The sequence below is a fragment of the Paucibacter sp. XJ19-41 genome (genome assembly GCF_028462495.1).
GTDB lineage: Bacteria > Pseudomonadota > Gammaproteobacteria > Burkholderiales > Burkholderiaceae_C > Roseateles_E.
Map to the genome: position 1 here is coordinate 1 of NZ_JAQOWX010000021.1, position 16,112 is coordinate 16,112.

The 16,112-nt window shown below is 69.1% G+C and carries 16 protein-coding genes; 4 read left to right on the plus strand and 12 right to left on the minus strand.

Annotation, left to right across the window (positions count from 1 at the left end; all coding sequences use genetic code 11):
* From PO768_RS07650 to PO768_RS07680, 7 genes are all read right to left on the minus strand, one after another.
* The coding region (locus PO768_RS07650) for a GGDEF domain-containing protein (protein WP_272645577.1) at positions 1-878 on the minus strand (878 nt) is incomplete at its 3' end.
* Positions 879-1,041: 163 nt separating this feature from the next.
* Positions 1,042-3,066 (minus strand): 3'-5' exonuclease, encoded by a 2,025-nt coding sequence (locus PO768_RS07655; RefSeq protein WP_272645578.1) that lies wholly within the window; start codon positions 3,064-3,066, stop codon positions 1,042-1,044.
* Entirely contained in the window at positions 3,063-4,058 is a 996-nt protein-coding gene (locus PO768_RS07660; protein WP_272645579.1) for a 2-hydroxyacid dehydrogenase, read from the minus strand. Before PO768_RS07660 ends, PO768_RS07655 begins: the two co-directional genes overlap by 4 nt.
* A 28-nt stretch (positions 4,059-4,086) precedes the next feature.
* A complete protein-coding gene (locus PO768_RS07665; RefSeq protein WP_269838809.1) occupies positions 4,087-5,484 on the minus strand; it encodes a sodium:proton antiporter in 1,398 nt (465 codons plus the stop codon).
* 5 nt (positions 5,485-5,489) lie between these two features.
* A complete protein-coding gene (locus tag PO768_RS07670; RefSeq protein WP_137944518.1) occupies positions 5,490-6,203 on the minus strand; it encodes a nitroreductase in 714 nt (237 codons plus the stop codon).
* Entirely contained in the window at positions 6,200-6,652 is a 453-nt protein-coding gene (locus tag PO768_RS07675) for an acyl-CoA thioesterase (protein WP_272645580.1), read from the minus strand. The genes PO768_RS07670 and PO768_RS07675 overlap by 4 nt, the downstream gene beginning before the upstream one ends.
* 4 nt (positions 6,653-6,656) lie before the next feature.
* Positions 6,657-7,583, minus strand: coding sequence for a histone deacetylase family protein (locus tag PO768_RS07680; protein ID WP_272645581.1), 927 nt, complete (start codon positions 7,581-7,583; stop codon positions 6,657-6,659).
* A gap of 255 nt (positions 7,584-7,838) precedes the next feature.
* Between PO768_RS07680 and PO768_RS07685 the strand changes: the two genes are divergently transcribed.
* Positions 7,839-8,393 (plus strand): phasin family protein, encoded by a 555-nt coding sequence (locus PO768_RS07685; RefSeq protein WP_137944515.1) that lies wholly within the window; start codon positions 7,839-7,841, stop codon positions 8,391-8,393.
* A 104-nt stretch (positions 8,394-8,497) separates the two neighbouring features.
* Here the strand turns inward: PO768_RS07685 and PO768_RS07690 are convergent, their stop codons facing one another.
* Positions 8,498-9,133: an LON peptidase substrate-binding domain-containing protein gene (locus tag PO768_RS07690; RefSeq protein WP_137944514.1), complete on the minus strand. Its 636-nt coding sequence runs from the start codon at positions 9,131-9,133 to the stop codon at positions 8,498-8,500.
* A gap of 146 nt (positions 9,134-9,279) precedes the next feature.
* Between PO768_RS07690 and PO768_RS07695 the strand changes: the two genes are divergently transcribed.
* A complete protein-coding gene (locus PO768_RS07695) occupies positions 9,280-10,059 on the plus strand; it encodes a substrate-binding periplasmic protein (protein WP_272645582.1) in 780 nt (259 codons plus the stop codon).
* A gap of 10 nt (positions 10,060-10,069) precedes the next feature.
* Here PO768_RS07695 and PO768_RS07700 read toward each other — a convergent pair whose 3' ends face one another.
* The gene (locus PO768_RS07700; protein ID WP_269838806.1) at positions 10,070-10,978 is read right to left on the minus strand and encodes a patatin-like phospholipase family protein; all 909 of its coding nucleotides are present in this window, start codon (positions 10,976-10,978) and stop codon (positions 10,070-10,072) included.
* Positions 10,979-11,029: 51 nt separating this feature from the next.
* Between PO768_RS07700 and PO768_RS07705 the strand changes: the two genes are divergently transcribed.
* On the plus strand, positions 11,030-11,359 hold the full coding sequence (locus PO768_RS07705; protein ID WP_137940925.1) for a cupin domain-containing protein: 330 nt from the start codon (positions 11,030-11,032) through the stop codon (positions 11,357-11,359).
* On the opposite strand, the gene PO768_RS07710 is transcribed toward PO768_RS07705, so the two are convergent.
* Complete coding sequence (locus PO768_RS07710) at positions 11,360-11,899, minus strand: DUF1993 domain-containing protein (protein ID WP_272645583.1); 540 nt, start codon at positions 11,897-11,899, stop codon at positions 11,360-11,362.
* Positions 11,900-11,971: 72 nt separating this feature from the next.
* Here PO768_RS07710 and PO768_RS07715 point away from each other — a divergent pair, with 72 nt between their 5' ends.
* Positions 11,972-12,871, plus strand: a complete 900-nt coding sequence (locus PO768_RS07715; RefSeq protein WP_272645584.1) for a DUF4399 domain-containing protein — start codon at positions 11,972-11,974, stop codon at positions 12,869-12,871.
* A gap of 10 nt (positions 12,872-12,881) precedes the next feature.
* On the opposite strand, the gene PO768_RS07720 is transcribed toward PO768_RS07715, so the two are convergent.
* Together PO768_RS07720 and PO768_RS07725 are read right to left on the minus strand one after the other, a co-directional pair.
* On the minus strand, positions 12,882-15,842 hold the full coding sequence (locus PO768_RS07720; RefSeq protein WP_272645585.1) for an HD domain-containing phosphohydrolase: 2,961 nt from the start codon (positions 15,840-15,842) through the stop codon (positions 12,882-12,884).
* A 95-nt stretch (positions 15,843-15,937) separates the two neighbouring features.
* Positions 15,938-16,078 carry a hypothetical protein gene (locus PO768_RS07725; protein ID WP_272645586.1) on the minus strand — a complete coding sequence of 47 codons (141 nt, stop codon included), beginning with the start codon at positions 16,076-16,078 and terminating at the stop codon, positions 15,938-15,940.
* Positions 16,079-16,112 lie beyond the last annotated feature (34 nt).

The following is a 16,112-nucleotide window of genomic DNA, read 5'->3' on the forward strand; positions in this document are numbered from 1 at the left end:
GCCGCCCGGGCCCCGGCCGGCAGCACGGCCCGCAGCTGGCGCACGAAATGCCGCAGCAGCTCGTCGCCCGCGGCGACGCCGTAGCGCGCATTGAGCTGGCGCAGATTGCACAGGCGCAGCGTCAGCAGCGCCAGCGGCGGCGCGCCGGCCGCGCAGCTGGCCTGAAGCCTGCGGATGCAATAGGCGCGGTTGGGCAGGCCGGTCAGCGGGTCATGCCAGGTGGCCCAGGCCTCGCGGCGCACCGAGCCGCGCAGCTGGGCCTCGGTGCGCCGCATGCCGTCCACCAGGCGGAACACCGCCAGCGGCAGGCACAGATTGAAGAACATGAACAGCGCCGCATGCACATAGAACAGCGAGCCCGGCAGCCGCACCTGCTGCTGCGGCAGCTGCGGCGCCTGGAAGCCGCTGACCGCCAACAGGAAGAACAGGCTGTTGAACAGCATCAGCGCCAGCCCGAGCCGCCAGCTCAGCAGCAGGCCCGCCACCATCGGCGTCATATAACTGACCACATAGCCCAGGCGCGAGAGCTCGGGCTGGCTGCCGGTGGAGACGGTGATGCCCAGCCCGGCCATATAGATGGCCGCCAGCAGCAGCAGCACCCCGCCCCGGCTGCGCTGGCGCGCGCGGCCGATCGATGCGCCCAGCAGACCCAGCACCAGCAGCACGATCACCACCGCCCAGGGCTTGCCCAGACGCAGCGCCAGCACCGCGCTGTGCAGCCCGACCCCGGCGCCCAGCACCGCGCAGGCCAGCAGCATCACGCGCAGCGCGCTGAGCTGCACATCGGCCGGGCCGGCACGGCCGGGCGCCGGCTCAGCCATCACCCAGGCGCGCAGGCGCCCTGCCAACAACAGGATCCAGGAGCTCGCAGCGGTCATAGGGTGCATCGGGGACACCACGACCAGGCCCTGTCAAGACCTGGCCCCTCGCGCGGCCCTCCCGATCAATTCGGTATGTGTTCTGTTGCTGACAACGGTGTCATTGACGCCAATATATCAAGACCCGACCCTCGGCGGCACCCCGCGCTCGGGGGCTGTGGTCTCAGGGCAGCGCCGCGAGGAAAGCGCTGGGCCGGGCGGCCGGCACCATCAGGCTCAGGCGCTGGCGGGCCCGGGTCACCGCCACATAGAAGAGATTGCGCTCGTCGGCCAGCTCGGCGCGGGCCTGCGGAAACACGCCCTGCTCCAGATAGGGCAGCAGCACATGCTCGAACTCCAGGCCCTTGACATGGGCGGCGCTGGCCAAGGTGATTGCCGGCAGCGCCAGCTTGTTGGAGCGCACCTTGCCGGCCGCATGATCGGCCAGACGCTGGGCATTGGCCTCGTCCAGCGCCTGCAGCCGGCGGAAGAACTCGAGCACCGAGTCCTGCTGCCGCGCCGCCGCCAGCAAGCCCTGCATATGGCGCTGCACCTCGTCGCGGCGCTGCTGCTCGACGAACACCGCGCGGGCAAAGGCCGGCATGTCCAGCGCGGCCAGAAAAGCCTCGAAGCCCTCGCCCTGGCGCACGCTGGCCAGGGCCAGCTCCAGGCGGCGACGCACCGGCGCCGGCGAGCGCGCCATCACATGGTCGCTGAACAGGCTCGCTATCACCTGCTCGCTCTCGGCCGCGTGGCCGGCGGCCTCGCGCACAAAGGCATCGGCCGATTCGTGGTCGGGGTCGTCCTCGTCGACGATACGGGCCTGTGTCATCTCGAACAGCGCGGCCGGAATCAGCGCGCGCGTCGCGGCGCCGCCCAGCGTATCGAGCCGGCCGCTGGCGATCGCGTAGACGCTGCGCACGAACAGCACCTCGGGGCGCTGCAGATAGCTGCCGAAGCCCATGAAGCGGTGGGTGATGCCGTGGGCATGCAGCGCGTTCTCGATCAGCACCGATTGCGACTCGTGGCGCAGCAGCACCGCGCAGCTGGCGTACACCGCCTCGCGGCGCTGCTCGCGGCGCCAGCGCTGCAGCGCGGCCACCAGCACCTCCTCGCAACTGGGCTGGTCGGACTCGCCGGGGCCGCCATAGCTCAGGGTCTGCAGCTCGGTGCTGCGCTCGGCGGCCGCGCGCACCGGCTTGCCGGTGTGCCGGCTCATCCAGCCGGCCACGCTGGCGCCGTAACGGAAGCTCTGGCTCAGCGGCAGGCGCTGCACGCTGCGGCCGGTCTCCTGGTCCAGCGCCTGGCCCATGAAGCGGGCATCGGCACCGCTGTGCTGGTGGATGACCTGGTGGCGGTCGCCGACGGCGCAGAACAGCGGCGCCGGCTCGCGCCTGAGCAAGGCCTTCAGGATCGTGAACATGGCCTCGTTGCAGTCATGCATCTCGTCGACGAAGAGCTCGTCGAAATCGCCCAGCGGCAGCGCCGCCGTGTCGGGATCGAGCAGCAGCCGGGCCAGGTCGTAGCTGGCGTCCAGCGGGCCGCGGAACAAGGGATGGTCCTCGCCGGCCGGCCAGCGCAGCGCCTCGTAGCTGCGCAGCATGCGCAGCAGGCCATAGTCCAGGCCCAGTTCGTCGGCGGCGTAGTCGGGGCTGTCGCCGCTGTCGGCCGGGTGCAGCTCGAGCAAGAGCCGGCCCTTGATGCCCTCGATGCGGCGCAGGAACTGGCCGACATAGGCATCGCTGCCATAGGTGGGGGGGTTGAGCTCCTCGGGGTAGCGCTCGGCGGGGTTGTCGGCGGCGTCGGCGACGGCCTGCCAGACATGGGGCTTGAGCTGCTCGGGCCGGCTCAGCGACTGCACCGGCCGGCGCGCATCGCGGCCCTCCAGCCGCTTCAGCACGGCCGTGGCATAGGCATCGCAGCTCTCGATGCGCAGGGCGGCCAGCGGCTCGGGCGCCACACCGATCAGGCGCAGGGTCTGGCGCAGCGCCAGCACCGCCGTGGGCGTGAAGGTCAGCGCCAGCATGGAGCGCGGGTCGGTGCCCAGCGCCAGCGACTCGGCGATACGCAGCGCCAGCGTGCTGGTCTTGGCCGCACCGGCGGCCGCCTCGATCAGCAGGGTCGGCTGGGCCGAGGTCTGGATGCGCAGCTGCTCCTCGGTCGGCGCGAAGGCCTGGGTGACAAAGCGGGCGGTTTTTGGGAGGCTCAAGCGGGCGACCTGTTCAGCACTTCGGGATTCAGCGCGGTCGGCGGCGTGCCGCCGCTGAGCGCCGCGATCAGATTGTCGACGGCCAGATGGCTCATCGCGCGCCGGGTCGGGATCGAGGCGCTGGCGATATGCGGGGTCAGCACCACATGGCGCGCGGCCAGCAGGCCGGCATGCACCTGGGGCTCGCCCTCGAACACATCCAGGCCCGCTGCGGCGATGGTGCCGGCCGCCAGCGCGCGCGCCAGCGCGGCATCGTCGACCACACCGCCGCGGGCGATATTGGTCAAGGTCGCGCTCGGCTTCATCAGCGCCAGCTCGCGCTCGCCGACCATATGGTGGGCTGCCGGGCTGTAGGGCACGACGATGAGCAGATGATCGGCGCGCCGCAGCAGCTCGTCCTTCTCGACCCATTGCGCGCCCAGCGGCGCGGCGATCTCGGGGGCCAGCTGCGAGCGGTTGTGATAGATCACCGGCATGCCGAAGCCCAGATGGCCGCGCCGTGCGATCGCCTGGCCGATGCGGCCCATGCCCAGGATGGCCAGCGTGGCGCCATGCACATCGCTGCCGGCGAACATGTCATAGCTCCATTTGCGCCACTCGCCGCGGCGCAGGAAATGCTCGCTCTCGGTGATGCGGCGGGCCGTGGCCATCATCAGCGCGAAGCCGAAGTCGGCCGTGGTCTCGGTAAGCACATCGGGCGCATTGCTGACCAGCACGCCGCGTGCGCTGCAGGCCGGCACATCGATATTGTTGTAGCCCACCGCCATCGTGCAGACCGCGCGCAGGCCCGGGCAGGCATCCAGCAGCCGCGCGTCGATCTTCTCGGAGCCGGTGATGTAGACGCCGCTCATGCCCTGCAGGCGCTCGATCAGCTGGTCCTGCGACCAGACCTCGTCGGCCTCGTTGCTCTCGACCTCGAAATGCGCACGCAGCCGCTCGACGACGTCATCGAAGGTCTTGCGCGCCACCAGCACCTTGGGCTTGTCATTCATCGTCTTGTCTCCTGTGGATAGGCCCGCGTCAACGGAACCAGATGAAGGTCATCAGCACGAACAGCGGGATCAGCACCGCGCCGGACCAGGCCATATAGCCGAAGAAGCTGGGCATCTTGATGCCGCGATCCTCGGCAATGGCCTTGACCATGAAGTTGGGGGCGTTGCCGATATAGCTGTTGGCACCCATGAAGACCGAGCCGGCCGAGATCGCGGCCAGGGTCGGTGCCAGCGTCGTCATCAGGACCTGCGGGTCGCCGCCGGCCAGGTTGAAGAACACCAGATAGGTGGGCGCATTGTCGAGGAAGGACGACAGCACCCCGCTGAACCAGAAATAGGCCCAGGGCAGCGGCTGGCCGTCGGGGCCGGTCACCGCCCGCGCCACGGCCGCGAACGCGCCCTGCTCGCCGGCCTTCAGCATCGCCAGCACCGGAATCATCGTCAGGAAGATGCCGATGAAGAGCTTGGCCACCTCCTGCATCGGGGCCCAGGAGAACTGGTTCTTCTCGCGCAAGGCCCGGGGCGTGATCGCCAGCGACCAGGCCGTCACGGCCAGCAGGCCCACATCGCGCAGCAGGGCCTGCAGCTCCAGTTCGGTGCCGAGGATGTCGAAGGCGATGCCGGGCTTCCACAGGCCGCTCATCAGCACCAGCGCAACGACGAGCGCCAGCGGCAGGAAGTTGATGCCACCCTCGATGCCGAAGCCGGGAGTGTCCGGGGTCGGGTCTTGCTTGGTCACGCCTTCACGGCGGTACCAGTAGCTGTCGATCAGATAGAAGATCAGCAGCAGCGCGGCGATCAGCGACAGGGTCTCGGGGAAGATGTGGCGGGCGGTCCAGAAGAAGTCCACCCCCTTCAGAAAGCCCAGGAACAGCGGCGGATCGCCCAGCGGCGTCAGCGAGCCGCCGGCATTGCTGACGATGAAGATGAAGAACACCAGCACATGGGCGACATGGCGGCGGTTGTCATTGGCCCGTATCAGCGGCCGCACCATCAGCATCGAGGCGCCGGTCGTGCCCATCACGCTGGCCAACGCCGCACCGATCAGCATCAGCCCCACATTCAGGCCCGGGCTGCCGTGCAGATTGCCGCGCACAAAGATGCCGCCGGCGGTGGTGAACAGCGCACACAGCAGGATGATGAAGGGCAGGTACTCGGCCACCAGGGTGTGCGCCAGCACGCCGGCCGTGGCGCCCAGGCCCTGGCTCAAGGCAAAGGGCACCAGAAAGGCCAGCGCCCAGGCGGCAGCGATCTTGCCGTAGTGGTGGTGCCAGATCTTGGGCAGGGCCAGCGGCATGATGGCGATCGACAGCAGCATGCCGGCGAAGGGGATGCCCCACAGCGCGCCGAAGGCACGGCCGTCAAGATCGGCCGCCTGGGCCAGCGGGGTCAGCAGGGCCAGGCCCAGTGCAGCAAGCAGTCTCATGCGTCTCAGTCTTCAATGAAGCGGGTGAAGCCGGCCACCGGCTCGCGCTCGGTGATCAGGCTGTTCTCGGTGGCGGCCGGGTCGGCATGGCCCAGCGACATGCCGCAGACCAGCATCTGGGTCGGCTTGAGCTGCAGCTCTTCGGCGATGACGCGGTGGAACTGCGTGAAAGCCGCCTGCGGGCAGGTGTGCAGGCCGCGCCCGCGCGCGGCGATCATGATGTTCTGCAGAAACATGCCGTAGTCCAGCCAGCTGCCCTGCTGCATCACCCGGTCTATCGTGAACATCAGGGCCACCGGCGCGTCGAAGAAGCTGTAGTTGCGGCCATGCTGCTCATGCATGCGGACCTTGTCGCCCTTGGCGATGTTCAAGAGGCCGTACAGATCCCAGCCGACCTTGCGGCGCCGGTCGATATAGGGCGAGGCCCATTCGCGCGGGTAGTAGGCGTACTCCTCGCTGTGGGTGGCCAGCTCTTCCGGGTCGTCATAGACGGCCAGGATGCGTTCGGACAGGCGCTGCCGCGCCGCGCCGGTCAGCACATGGACCTGCCAGGGCTGGGTGTTGGTGCCCGACGGTGCCCGCGAGGCCACCCGCAGGATGTCCTCGATGACCTCGCGCGGCACCGGGGTCGGCAGGAAGGCGCGCATCGAATGGCGGCTCTCGATGGCCGCATCGACCGCAGCGGCGGCCTCGGGCGAGGGTTTGTCAAACAGGCTCATGGACGCAGTCCTTGCAGGGCTTGAAGGTAGGGGGCCGGCAGCTCGGCTACCGGGCGACGTGTCTCGCGGTCCACATAGACATGGACAAAATGGCCGCGTGCCGCGCAGAGCTCGGCGCCCTCGGCGAACAGGCCGATCTCGTAGCGCACGCTGGAGCGGCCGCGCTGGCTCACGCGCAGGCCGGCGTCGACCGCCTGCGGAAAGGCCAGCGAGTCGAAGAAATTGCAGTGGGTCTCGACCACCAGGCCGATCACCGCACCGCCGTGGATGTCCAGCGCGCCCTGCTCGATCAGGTACTGGTTCACCGCAGTGTCGAACAGGCTGTAGTAGACGACGTTGTTGAGATGGCCGTAGATGTCGTTGTCCATCCAGCGGGTGCCCAGACGGACGAACTGGGCATAGGCCTGGCGGCCCTCGGCCTTAAGTCGGTTCTCGCTCATGGCCCGCATTCTTTCATCTGCCGGAGCGCCACTGCGCCCAGCTGTGCGCCGCCTCGCTCAGGGTATTCACCTGCACGGCCACCGTGGTGTTCAGGTCATGGCCGTAGCCACCGGCCATGCTCAGCGCCACCGGAATGCCGCGCTCGCGCAGCTGCTGCAGCACGCGACGGTCGCGCTCGCGCAACCCCGCCTCGCTCAGCTTGAGCCGGCCCAGGCGGTCGCCCTCGTGAGGGTCGGCGCCGGCAAGATAGAAGGCCAGCTGTGGCGTGCAGCGGCGCCAGACCTGGTCCAGGGCCTGGTCCAGCGCGGCCAGATAGGGCTCGTCGCTGCAACCATCGGGCAGCTCGACATCCAGATCGCTGGCCTCCTTGCGGAACGGGAAGTTCTTGGCCCCGTGCATCGAGAAGGTGAACACCGACTCGTCGTCGCGGAAGATCGCCGCCGTGCCATTGCCCTGGTGCACATCCAGATCGATCACCAGCACGCGCAGCAGCTGGCGATGGCTGACATGCCACTCGGCCTGCATCAGCCGCGCGGCGATGGCCACATCATTGAACACGCAGTAGCCGCTGCCCTTGTCGGCATAGGCATGGTGGGTGCCGCCGGCCAGATTGGCCGCCACGCCCTCGGCCAGTGCGGCGCGCGCGGCCATGATGGTGGCGCCCACCGAGCGGCGCGAGCGCTCGGCCATCGTGGGCGACCAGGGAAAGCCGATCTCGCGCTGCTGGGCGGCCGAGAGCCGGCCCAGCAGTACCGCGTCCCGGTAGTCGGGCGTGTGGACCAGGGCCAGCTCGCCCTCGGTGGCGGCCTCGGCGGGGATCAGCCGCAGCGGGCCCGGGTCGCGCTCCAGCCGCTCGCGCAGCATCCGGTACTTGGACTGCGGGAAGCGGTGGCCCGGCGGCAGGGCCAGGCTGTGGGCGTCGGAATGAAAGGCTTGCATCGGCAGCGACGATAGCGGTTTTGGCCTCACCGCGTCGCCCGGGCGTCATGCTGCGGTCATGCGCCGGCCCGATGCTGTGCCGGACAGCGGATTTAGGAATAGCCCTCTACTTTGCTGCACTGCAGCAAATAACGCTTGCAATCATCCGCCGCCGCCCTATACTTCGTTTCATGTTGCGGTGCAGCAAAAGTACACGGCAACACCGGATGCAAGTTCGTATCCACCTGACATCAACCCGTCTTTAGGAGCCAATCCATGCTGACCGCAGAACAAGTTTTCGCCGCCCACAAAGCCAATGTCGAGACCCTGTTCGGTCTCACCAACAAGGCCTTCGAAGGCGTTGAGAAGTTGGTGGAACTGAATTTGCAAGTCGCCAAGACCGCGCTGGGCGAAGCCGCCGAGACCACCACCGCCGCGCTGTCGGTCAAGGACGCTCAGGAGCTGCTGGCCCTGCAATCCACGCTGCTGCAGCCCAGCGCCGAGAAGGCCGCTTCCTACAGCCGTCATCTGTATGACATCGCTGCCGCCACCAATGCCGAAGTCGCCAAGGTGGCCGAAGCCCAGCTGGCCGATGTGCAGAAGAAGTTCGCCGCCGTCGTCGACAGCGCCGCCAAGAACGCCCCCGCCGGCACCGAGAGCGCCGTCGCTCTGGTGAAGTCGGCCGTGGCCGCCGCCAGCAACGCTTTCGAGTCGGTCCAGAAGGCCGCCAAGCAAGCCGCTGACGTCGCCGAAGCCAACTTCCAGACCGTCACCAACTCGGCAGTCAAGGCCACGCAAACGGCGGCCCGCAGCGCCAAGCGCGCCTCCTGATTTCTTCAGTTGTCTCCTCGGCACCCATCGCAAGCGCGGCTTGCCAAGTGCCCTTCAAACCCGGTGTCCGCACCGGGTTTTTTTACGTCCGGAGGGGCTTCCCCTCAGTCCGGCGTGATGCCCAGCCCCTCCAGCTGGTCGGCCACCAGTTCCAGGCGCAGCAGCGGGTTCTCCAGCTGCATCAGGCGCTGCTTCTCGTCGGCCGGCAGCGGCAGCAGCTCGCACCAGCGATTGGCCAGCCAGCCGCAGTCGTTCCATAGATAGGGCGGCTGGATCGGCAGCTCGGCCGCCGCCGCGCCCAGCTCCAGCCGGTGCAGCAGGCCCTGCAGCAGGCGCGCCGCCGGCCTCAGATCGGCCGGCACCGGCACCGCGCCGTCCTCATCGATCAGCTCGGCCTCACCCATCCACAAGCCATGCGGCAGGCACTCGCTGCTGTGCAGCCTGAAGCGCTGGCCGCCGCGGCACAGGATCTGCATCAGCCCGGGCTGCGGACGCTCGAACAGGCCGATATGGGCCAGCGTGCCAATCTCCTGGAAGCGTTCGCGCACGAAACCGCCGTCGTCCGACCCGCTGGCGCGCTGGCGCACCTCGGCCCCGTCGATCAGCGCCACGACGCCGAAGGGCTCGCCTCGCTCATGGCAGCGCTTGACCATGTCCAGATAACGCGGCTCGAAGATGCGCAGGCCCAGCCGTCCGTCCGGGAACAGCAGGGACTGCAGGGGAAACAGCGGAATTTGCATGGTGGCGCGAGCATAGCCGGCCAGGCAGACCCGCGTGCGGCGCCACCCATTCCGGGGACAAGAGAGCGGCCAAGGCCGGCGCGAGCTGACGCATCATCGAAGGCGTCGACAGGGGAGAACAAGAAACAACCGTTCCCAGGTCCACCATGTGCCCGTCTTTGCTCGCCGCTCGCCGGCTTGGCCCGCGTCTCTCGGCGCTGTTGTTGTCGCTGCTGTGCGGCGCCGCGCTGGGCGCCGACCCGCTGATCGCCGTCGAGGACGACTGGCCGCCCTATGCCTCCCAGGGGCCGGACGGCGAACCGCAGGGCTTCGCGGTCCGGCTGGTGCAGGCCGCGTTCGCGACCCAGGGTATCGCGGTGCGCCTGCAGGCCGTGCCCTTCGCGCGTTGCATGCGCTACGCCAGCGACGGCCGGGCGGCCGGCTGCTTCAACGCCACCATCACCACCGAGAACCGCTCGCTCTACCACTGGCACGAACCGGCGATGTTCGAGGAGGAGCTGGCCATCTTCGCCCGCGCCGATGCGCCGGACACCGAGCTGGGTCTGGCCGATCTGCGCGGTGCCAGCGTCGGCTACACCCATGGCTACACCTACCCGACCGAGTTCATGCGCGACCCCTTGATCAAGCGCCAGACCGCCACCTCGGACCAGCTGCTGCTGCGCATGCTGCTCAGCAAACGGGTCGACTACATCCTGCTCAACACCATGCCCGGCCTGCTGCGCATCCGCGCCAGCCCGGAGTTCGACGGCAAAGTCAGGCGCGTCGGCCGCGTCTCGCTGGATGGCTTCTGGATCGCCTTCTCAAAAGCCCATCCACAGGGCGAGCAGCTGGCGCGACAGTTCGGCCAGGGCCTGCAGGCGCTGCGCCGCAACGGCAGCTACCAGCGCATGCAGGCCGAATTCAGGCGCGAGCTGGGCTTGCGCTGAGTCGGTTCTGTCAGCGGGTCTTGGACTCGATGCGCTGGCGCAGCTGCGGCAGCAGGGCCTGCGCCGCCTCGCGCCCGACCTGGATGGCGCGCCGGCGCGCAGTGAAGTCGGCACTGCCTATGCCCAAGAGCCGGGGCTGCAGCACCAGGTCGGCCTCGCGCAGCTCGTAGCTGTTGATGCTGCGGCTCATGATGGCAAAGGTCTGCAGCAGCATGCGCATCGCATCGCCCAGCGGCTTGTCCTCGGGCGGCGAGCTGATGTCCACCGCGATCACCAGGTCCGCCCCCATCTGGCGCGCATAGCGCACCGGCACCGGCGCCACCAGCCCCCCGTCCACATACTCGCGCCCGGCGATCTTGACCGGCTGAAACAGCGCCGGCACCGCGCTGGAAGCGCGCACCGCCGTGCCGGTATCGCCGCTGCGAAACAGCACGCCCGAGCCGTCGGCCAGATCGGTGGCGACGATGCCCAAGGGCATCGCCATCTGCTCGATCGTCCGGTTGCCGGTCTTCTCGCGCATGAAGCGCGCCAGCGCCTCGCCACGTATCAGGCCACGGCCGGGAAAGGCCCAGTCGGTGATCGCGCCCTCGTCCATGGCCTCGGCCAGAGCAGCCATCTGCTTGCCGTTCATGCCCGAGGCGTAGAGCGCGGCCACCAGCGAGCCGGCCGAGGTGCCGGCCACCAGATCCACCTTGATGCCGGCCTCCTCCAGCACCTGGATCACCCCGATATGGGCAAAGCCGCGCGCCGCACCGCCGCCCAGGGCCAGACCGATGCGAGGAGGCTTGGGGGGCGGCTTGGGGCCGGGCGGGGTCGAGTCGATCGGTGCGGGGGCTGGGGGCGGGGATGCCTGGAAGCTCGAGCAGCCGGCCAGGGCCAGGGCGGACAGCAGCAGGCTGCGGCGATGAAAGGAAGACATGGCGCGATTCTAGGGATCACAATGGCCACACCCTGTCCACCGGAGACGGTCATGGCCCTGACCCACGCCAAGCACGGTCAACTGATCGACCTCAAGCCGCTGGCCGATGAGCGCACCGACAGCCCCAGCACCAGCCTGATCAAGACCGCGCAGCTGCAGCTGATGCATGTGGTGCTGCACGCCGGCCAGCAGCTGCCCGAGCACAAGGTGGCCGGCGAGATCAGCATCCAGTGCCTGGCCGGGCGGGTGCAGCTGCGCACGCCGGGCATCACGACGCCGCTGACGGCCGGCCAGCTGATCGTGCTGAGTGCCGGCGAGCCCCACGCGCTGGTGGCCGAGCAGGACTGCTGCCTGCTGGTCACGCTGGTGCTCAAACACTGACTAGAAGCTGAAACCGTCCGGATAGCGGTGCCAGCCGTCGAAGTCCGGTTTGCCCAGCGGCACGCCGGCCTGGCGCAGCAGCGCATAGGCCATGCCCAGATGGAAGAAGAAGTTCGGCAGCGCATAGAGCTGCAGGAACTCCGCCGACTCCAGCTCCAGCCAGGCCTCGCCGGCCTGGGTCCGCAGGCGCCGACCGGCCGCGGCGCGCATCGCCGCCGCATCCAGACTCTCGACAAAAGCCAGCGCGCGCGCCAGACGTGCCTGCAGCTCGGCCAGGCTTGCCGCATCGCCCTGCCCCAGCGCCGGCATCTCGACCTCGGCCAGCGGCGCGCAGGCACGCTGGGCGAAACCGGCCGCCGTGTGGATCTGCTGGGCCAGCGTGAACATGCCGGGTGCCAGCCGGGTCTGCAGCAGCGCGGCCTCGCTGCCGCCAGCGGCATCGAGCTGCGCAGCCGCCTTGTCCAGCCAGGCCTGCGCGCGGCGCAGATAGCGGGCCAGCACCGGCACCGAGGCGGCGTAGAGATCAGGAGACGAGCACATGGGACAGAGTGTAGGACGGCCAGGCCCAAGGCTCGGCCACAATGACGGCCATCGCAACCACGTCTTGCCGGCATGTCGCAACGCCCCGCCCTTCATCGTCTGGCCCTCACCGCCCTGGGCTGGACGCTGGCCCATGCCGCCTGGGGTCAGGCCTTGCCGGCCGACGCGCTGGCCAAGCGCTGCTGGCTGTCTCACACGGCCGAGCGCACCGCCGTCGATCTGCGCGAGCCGATGGCGGTGCGTTTCAGCAATCTGCGCGACGGCTATGTGCTGCGTTCGCCCTTCTGGGTTGATTTCGGCATCCGCGGCATGGGCGTGATCCCGGCCGGCAACAAGAACGAACGCGCCGGCCACCATCATCTACTGATCAACACGCCGCTGCCGCGCGACCATCAGGCCGCCATCCCCTTCTCCGACACGCACAAGCACTTCGGCAAGGGCCAGACCGGCGCCGAAGTCAGCCTGCCTGCCGGCAAGCACCGGCTGCGCCTGCTGTTTGCCGACCATGAGCACCGGCCCTACTTCGTCTACAGCCGCGAGATCACGGTGGAGGTCAGCGGTGCCCGCACGGCCGCGCCGCTGAGCATCGACCCGAACCGTTTCGAGGAGACCTGTGCCGCCTGGTACCAAGACCAGATCAGCGCGCCGCGTCCGAGCACGCCGGCGGTCTACATCAAGAACCTGCGCGACCAGGAGCCGGTCACCAGCCCCTTCATGCTGAGCCTGGGCGTCATCGGGCCCGGCGTCGCACCGGCCGGGCAAAAGATCGCCAACACCGGCCATTTCGCGCTGACCGTGCTGCGCGGCGGCAGCGCGGTGCAGCGCCTGGCGCTGGGCGACGGCCGCACCGAAGCAACGCTGGACCTGCCCAAGGGCGACTACGAGATCGAGGCGCGCTTTCTGGACGCCGAGGGCCAGGTCTTGCTGAAGGCCGCGCCGCTGCGCGTCACGGTGAGTCGTCAGGAGCGCTGAGCGGACGCGCTCAGGCCAGCGCGGCCTCCAGGTCCACCGCGTCGATCTGCTCCGGGTGCATGAAGCGCCGGGCATAGTCCAGATAGACGCCCGAACGCAGGAACAGCTCGAACAGCTCGGCATCGATATGCTGTTCGCGCCGCATCCTGGCCATGATGTCCAGGGCCTGCGACAGGCTCTTGCCCTTTTTGTAGGGCCGGTCGTCGGCGGTCAGCGCCTCGAACACATCGGCGATCGCCATCATGCGGGCCTCGGTGCTCATCTGCTCGCGCCGCAGCCCGCGCGGGTAGCCGCTGCCGTCCATCTTCTCGTGATGGCCGCCGGCGATCTCGGGCACGCGCCGCAGATGGCGCGGGAAGGGCAAGGCCTCCAGCATGCGGATGCTCTGCACGATGTGGTCGTTGATCTTGTAGCGCTCCTCCTCGGTCAGCGTGCCGCGCGAGATGCTGAGGTTGTGGAGCTCGCCGCGGTTGTACAGATGCTCGGGCTGCCTGAGCTTGAAGCCCCAGCGGTTCGCCTCGGGCATTTGCTCGGCGGCCGGCCGGGGCAGCACATGCTCGGGCTTGTCGGCCAGCAGCCGCTCCTGCACCGGCAGCGCGGCGGCCGGCGTGGCGGACTGGCGCAGCCGCTCGCCGGTGGAGACACCCAGCCGGTCGTCCAGCGTGCGCCACCAGCTGCGTGCGCCGATCTCGCGCAGCCGGGCCTGCTTATCGGGCGACAGGTACTCGCCGCCCTCGTTGCAGGCCGCGACAAAGGCGAACTCGGCATCGAGCAGGGTGTGTATCGGGGCCAGGTCTTGCCGCACGCGGGCCAGTTGCTCGGGCGTCAGCGCGCGCTCGCACAGCGCGATCTGGGCATCGCGCTTGAGCACCTCGAAGCGGGTGCGGATCTCGTGGATGCGGTCGTGCAGGGTCTCCAGCTTGGTGGCCTTGTCGACGACGAACTCCGGCGTCGTGACCTTGCCGCAGTCATGCAGCCAGGCGGCGATATGCAGGGCCTCCCACTGTTCCTCGTCGAGCCTGAAGTCGGCGAAAGGGCCGTCGCTGGCCTCGCAGGCGGCCCGCGCCAGCATCTTGGTCAGCTCGGGCACGCGCTGGCAATGCGCGCCGGTGTAGGGGCTCTTGGCATCGATGGCGCCCGCCACCAGCTGGATGAAGCTCTCCAGCAGCTCCTTGCGGGCACGCAGCAGCTGCTGGTTGTCCAACGCCGCAGCGGCCGTGCCCGACAGCGCCTCGATGAAGGCCACCCGCGACGGCGACAGCGTGTCGCGGTCCTCGCCCGGCACAAAGCTCAGCGACAGCGCGCCGACGGTCTCGCCCTGCCGGTTCTTCAGCGGCAGGGCCATCAGCCGAAAGCGCGAGCTGTTCAGGCGCTGGAACAGGCCCGCATAGACCTGCGCATGGGCCGGGTTGTCCCAGCTGATGTCGACAAACACCGTGCGGCCCTGCCGCACCGCCTGCACGGCGGCCGAGGGGCTGGCGCCATCGTCGAGCGACCACGGCAGCAGCGCCGCGCTGTCACCGGGCGCATCGAACACCCGCGCGGCGGCCGGCTCCAGGCGCAGACCGTCGGCACTCAGCAGGTGCACCGCGCCGCCGGTGGCTTCGGCCACCGAAATGGTCTCGGTCAGGATGCGCTCGAGCAGGCGATCGAAATTGCGCTCGGCCGACAGCGCGCTGGAGATCTCCAGGAAGCGCCGCAGCGCCTGCTTCATGCCCGTCATCGCGATGGCCAGCCGGTCGACCTCGCGGATGCGGCTGCGCGCCGGATCGGGGCCGCTGAAATCGAAGCGCCGGATCGCCTCGGCCTCGCGGGCCAGTTGCTCCAGCGGCTTGGCCACCAGATTGGCGGACCAGTGCACCAGGGGCAGCATCAGCAGCACGATGCCGGCGGTGATCAGCACCGACAGGCGCCGGGCCTGGATCGCGTCGGCCTGCAGCTCATCGCGCGGCGCGGCGATCAACAGGCTCAGCGGCGCGCCGGCACCGTGGTCCAGCGCCTCGACGCGGGTCACCCATTCGCGCCCGTCCAACTCCAGCAGGCCGCCCGCCGGCGCGCCACCGGCATGCAGGCGCTGCCACAAGGCCGTCAGCACCGGCACACCCAGCTGCTCGACCTGCAGCAGCTTGGGCGAACCGTCCTGGGGACGCACACTGAGCCGCTCCGGCCGCGGGTAGGCCAGCACCGCACCCTGGGCGTCGAGCACCATCAGCTCGGCCGACGGCGTGATCTGCTGACGCGCCAGCATCGCCGACAGCGAAGCCAGGCTGACATCGACACCGGCCACCGGCCGCATGCCGGCACCTGAGTCACCGCTAACGCCGGCGCTGGCCAGCGTCAGGCCGACCTCGCGGGTCGTGAAGAACAGATAGGGCAGCGTCTGCAGCACGGCGCGGTCCGGGTTCTGCGCCTGCGCAAACCAGGGCCGGCGGCGCGGGTCGAAGTCATAGTCGGCCTGCTCGCGCCGCTCCAGCATGGCCAGTCCGGTGTCGTAGAAGAGATAGGCGCCCTGGACGGCAGCGCCGTCGCGGTTGACCGACTGCAGCACGAAGGCGGCCTGCGCCGGCGCACGCAGCAGCGCACGCAGCTCCGCGCCGGCGATGCGGCGCAGCAGCACGAAAGAGCCATTGGGGGTGCCACCATAGACGGCGGACAGCGAAGGGTTCTGCTGCAGCGCCGCCGCCAGCAGCGGCAGCTGGGCCAGGCGGCCCGCGTGGTCGGGCGCCGTCAGCAGGCCGCTGCGGGCCAGCAGGGCCGCCGTCGTGCGGGCGGGCCGCAGCTCGCCTTCGATGACAGCCAGCGTCTCGCGGCCGACCCGCGCCGAGGTGTCGGCCGCAAAGGCCAGCATGCGCTGTTCGCTGGCACGCAGCTGATAGCTGGCCAGGGCCGCGTAGAGCAGCAGCACCATGCCGATCATGATGATCGACAGGGTCAGATAGATCGAGCGCGGCTGCGGGGACAAAAGCTTCATGAACTCCTCCTGCGCCCGATCAGGCCGAAGCCACCCGCAGCGGTCAAGCTGCTAACTCTTGCAGGCCGCAACCTGCGCGCCACAAGCCTTGCGGCCTACTTCTTTTTCTTGCTGCGATCGGGCACCACGGTGGTGACGCTGGGCATCACCGCGCCGGGCGAGATTGGCTTGGGCGGCGAACTGTCCTTCTTCGGCTTCTTGCTTTCCTTATTGCTTTTCTGCTGACCTTTGGCCATGGGGCGCTCCTCGTTCTGTGATGGATGGGTTCAG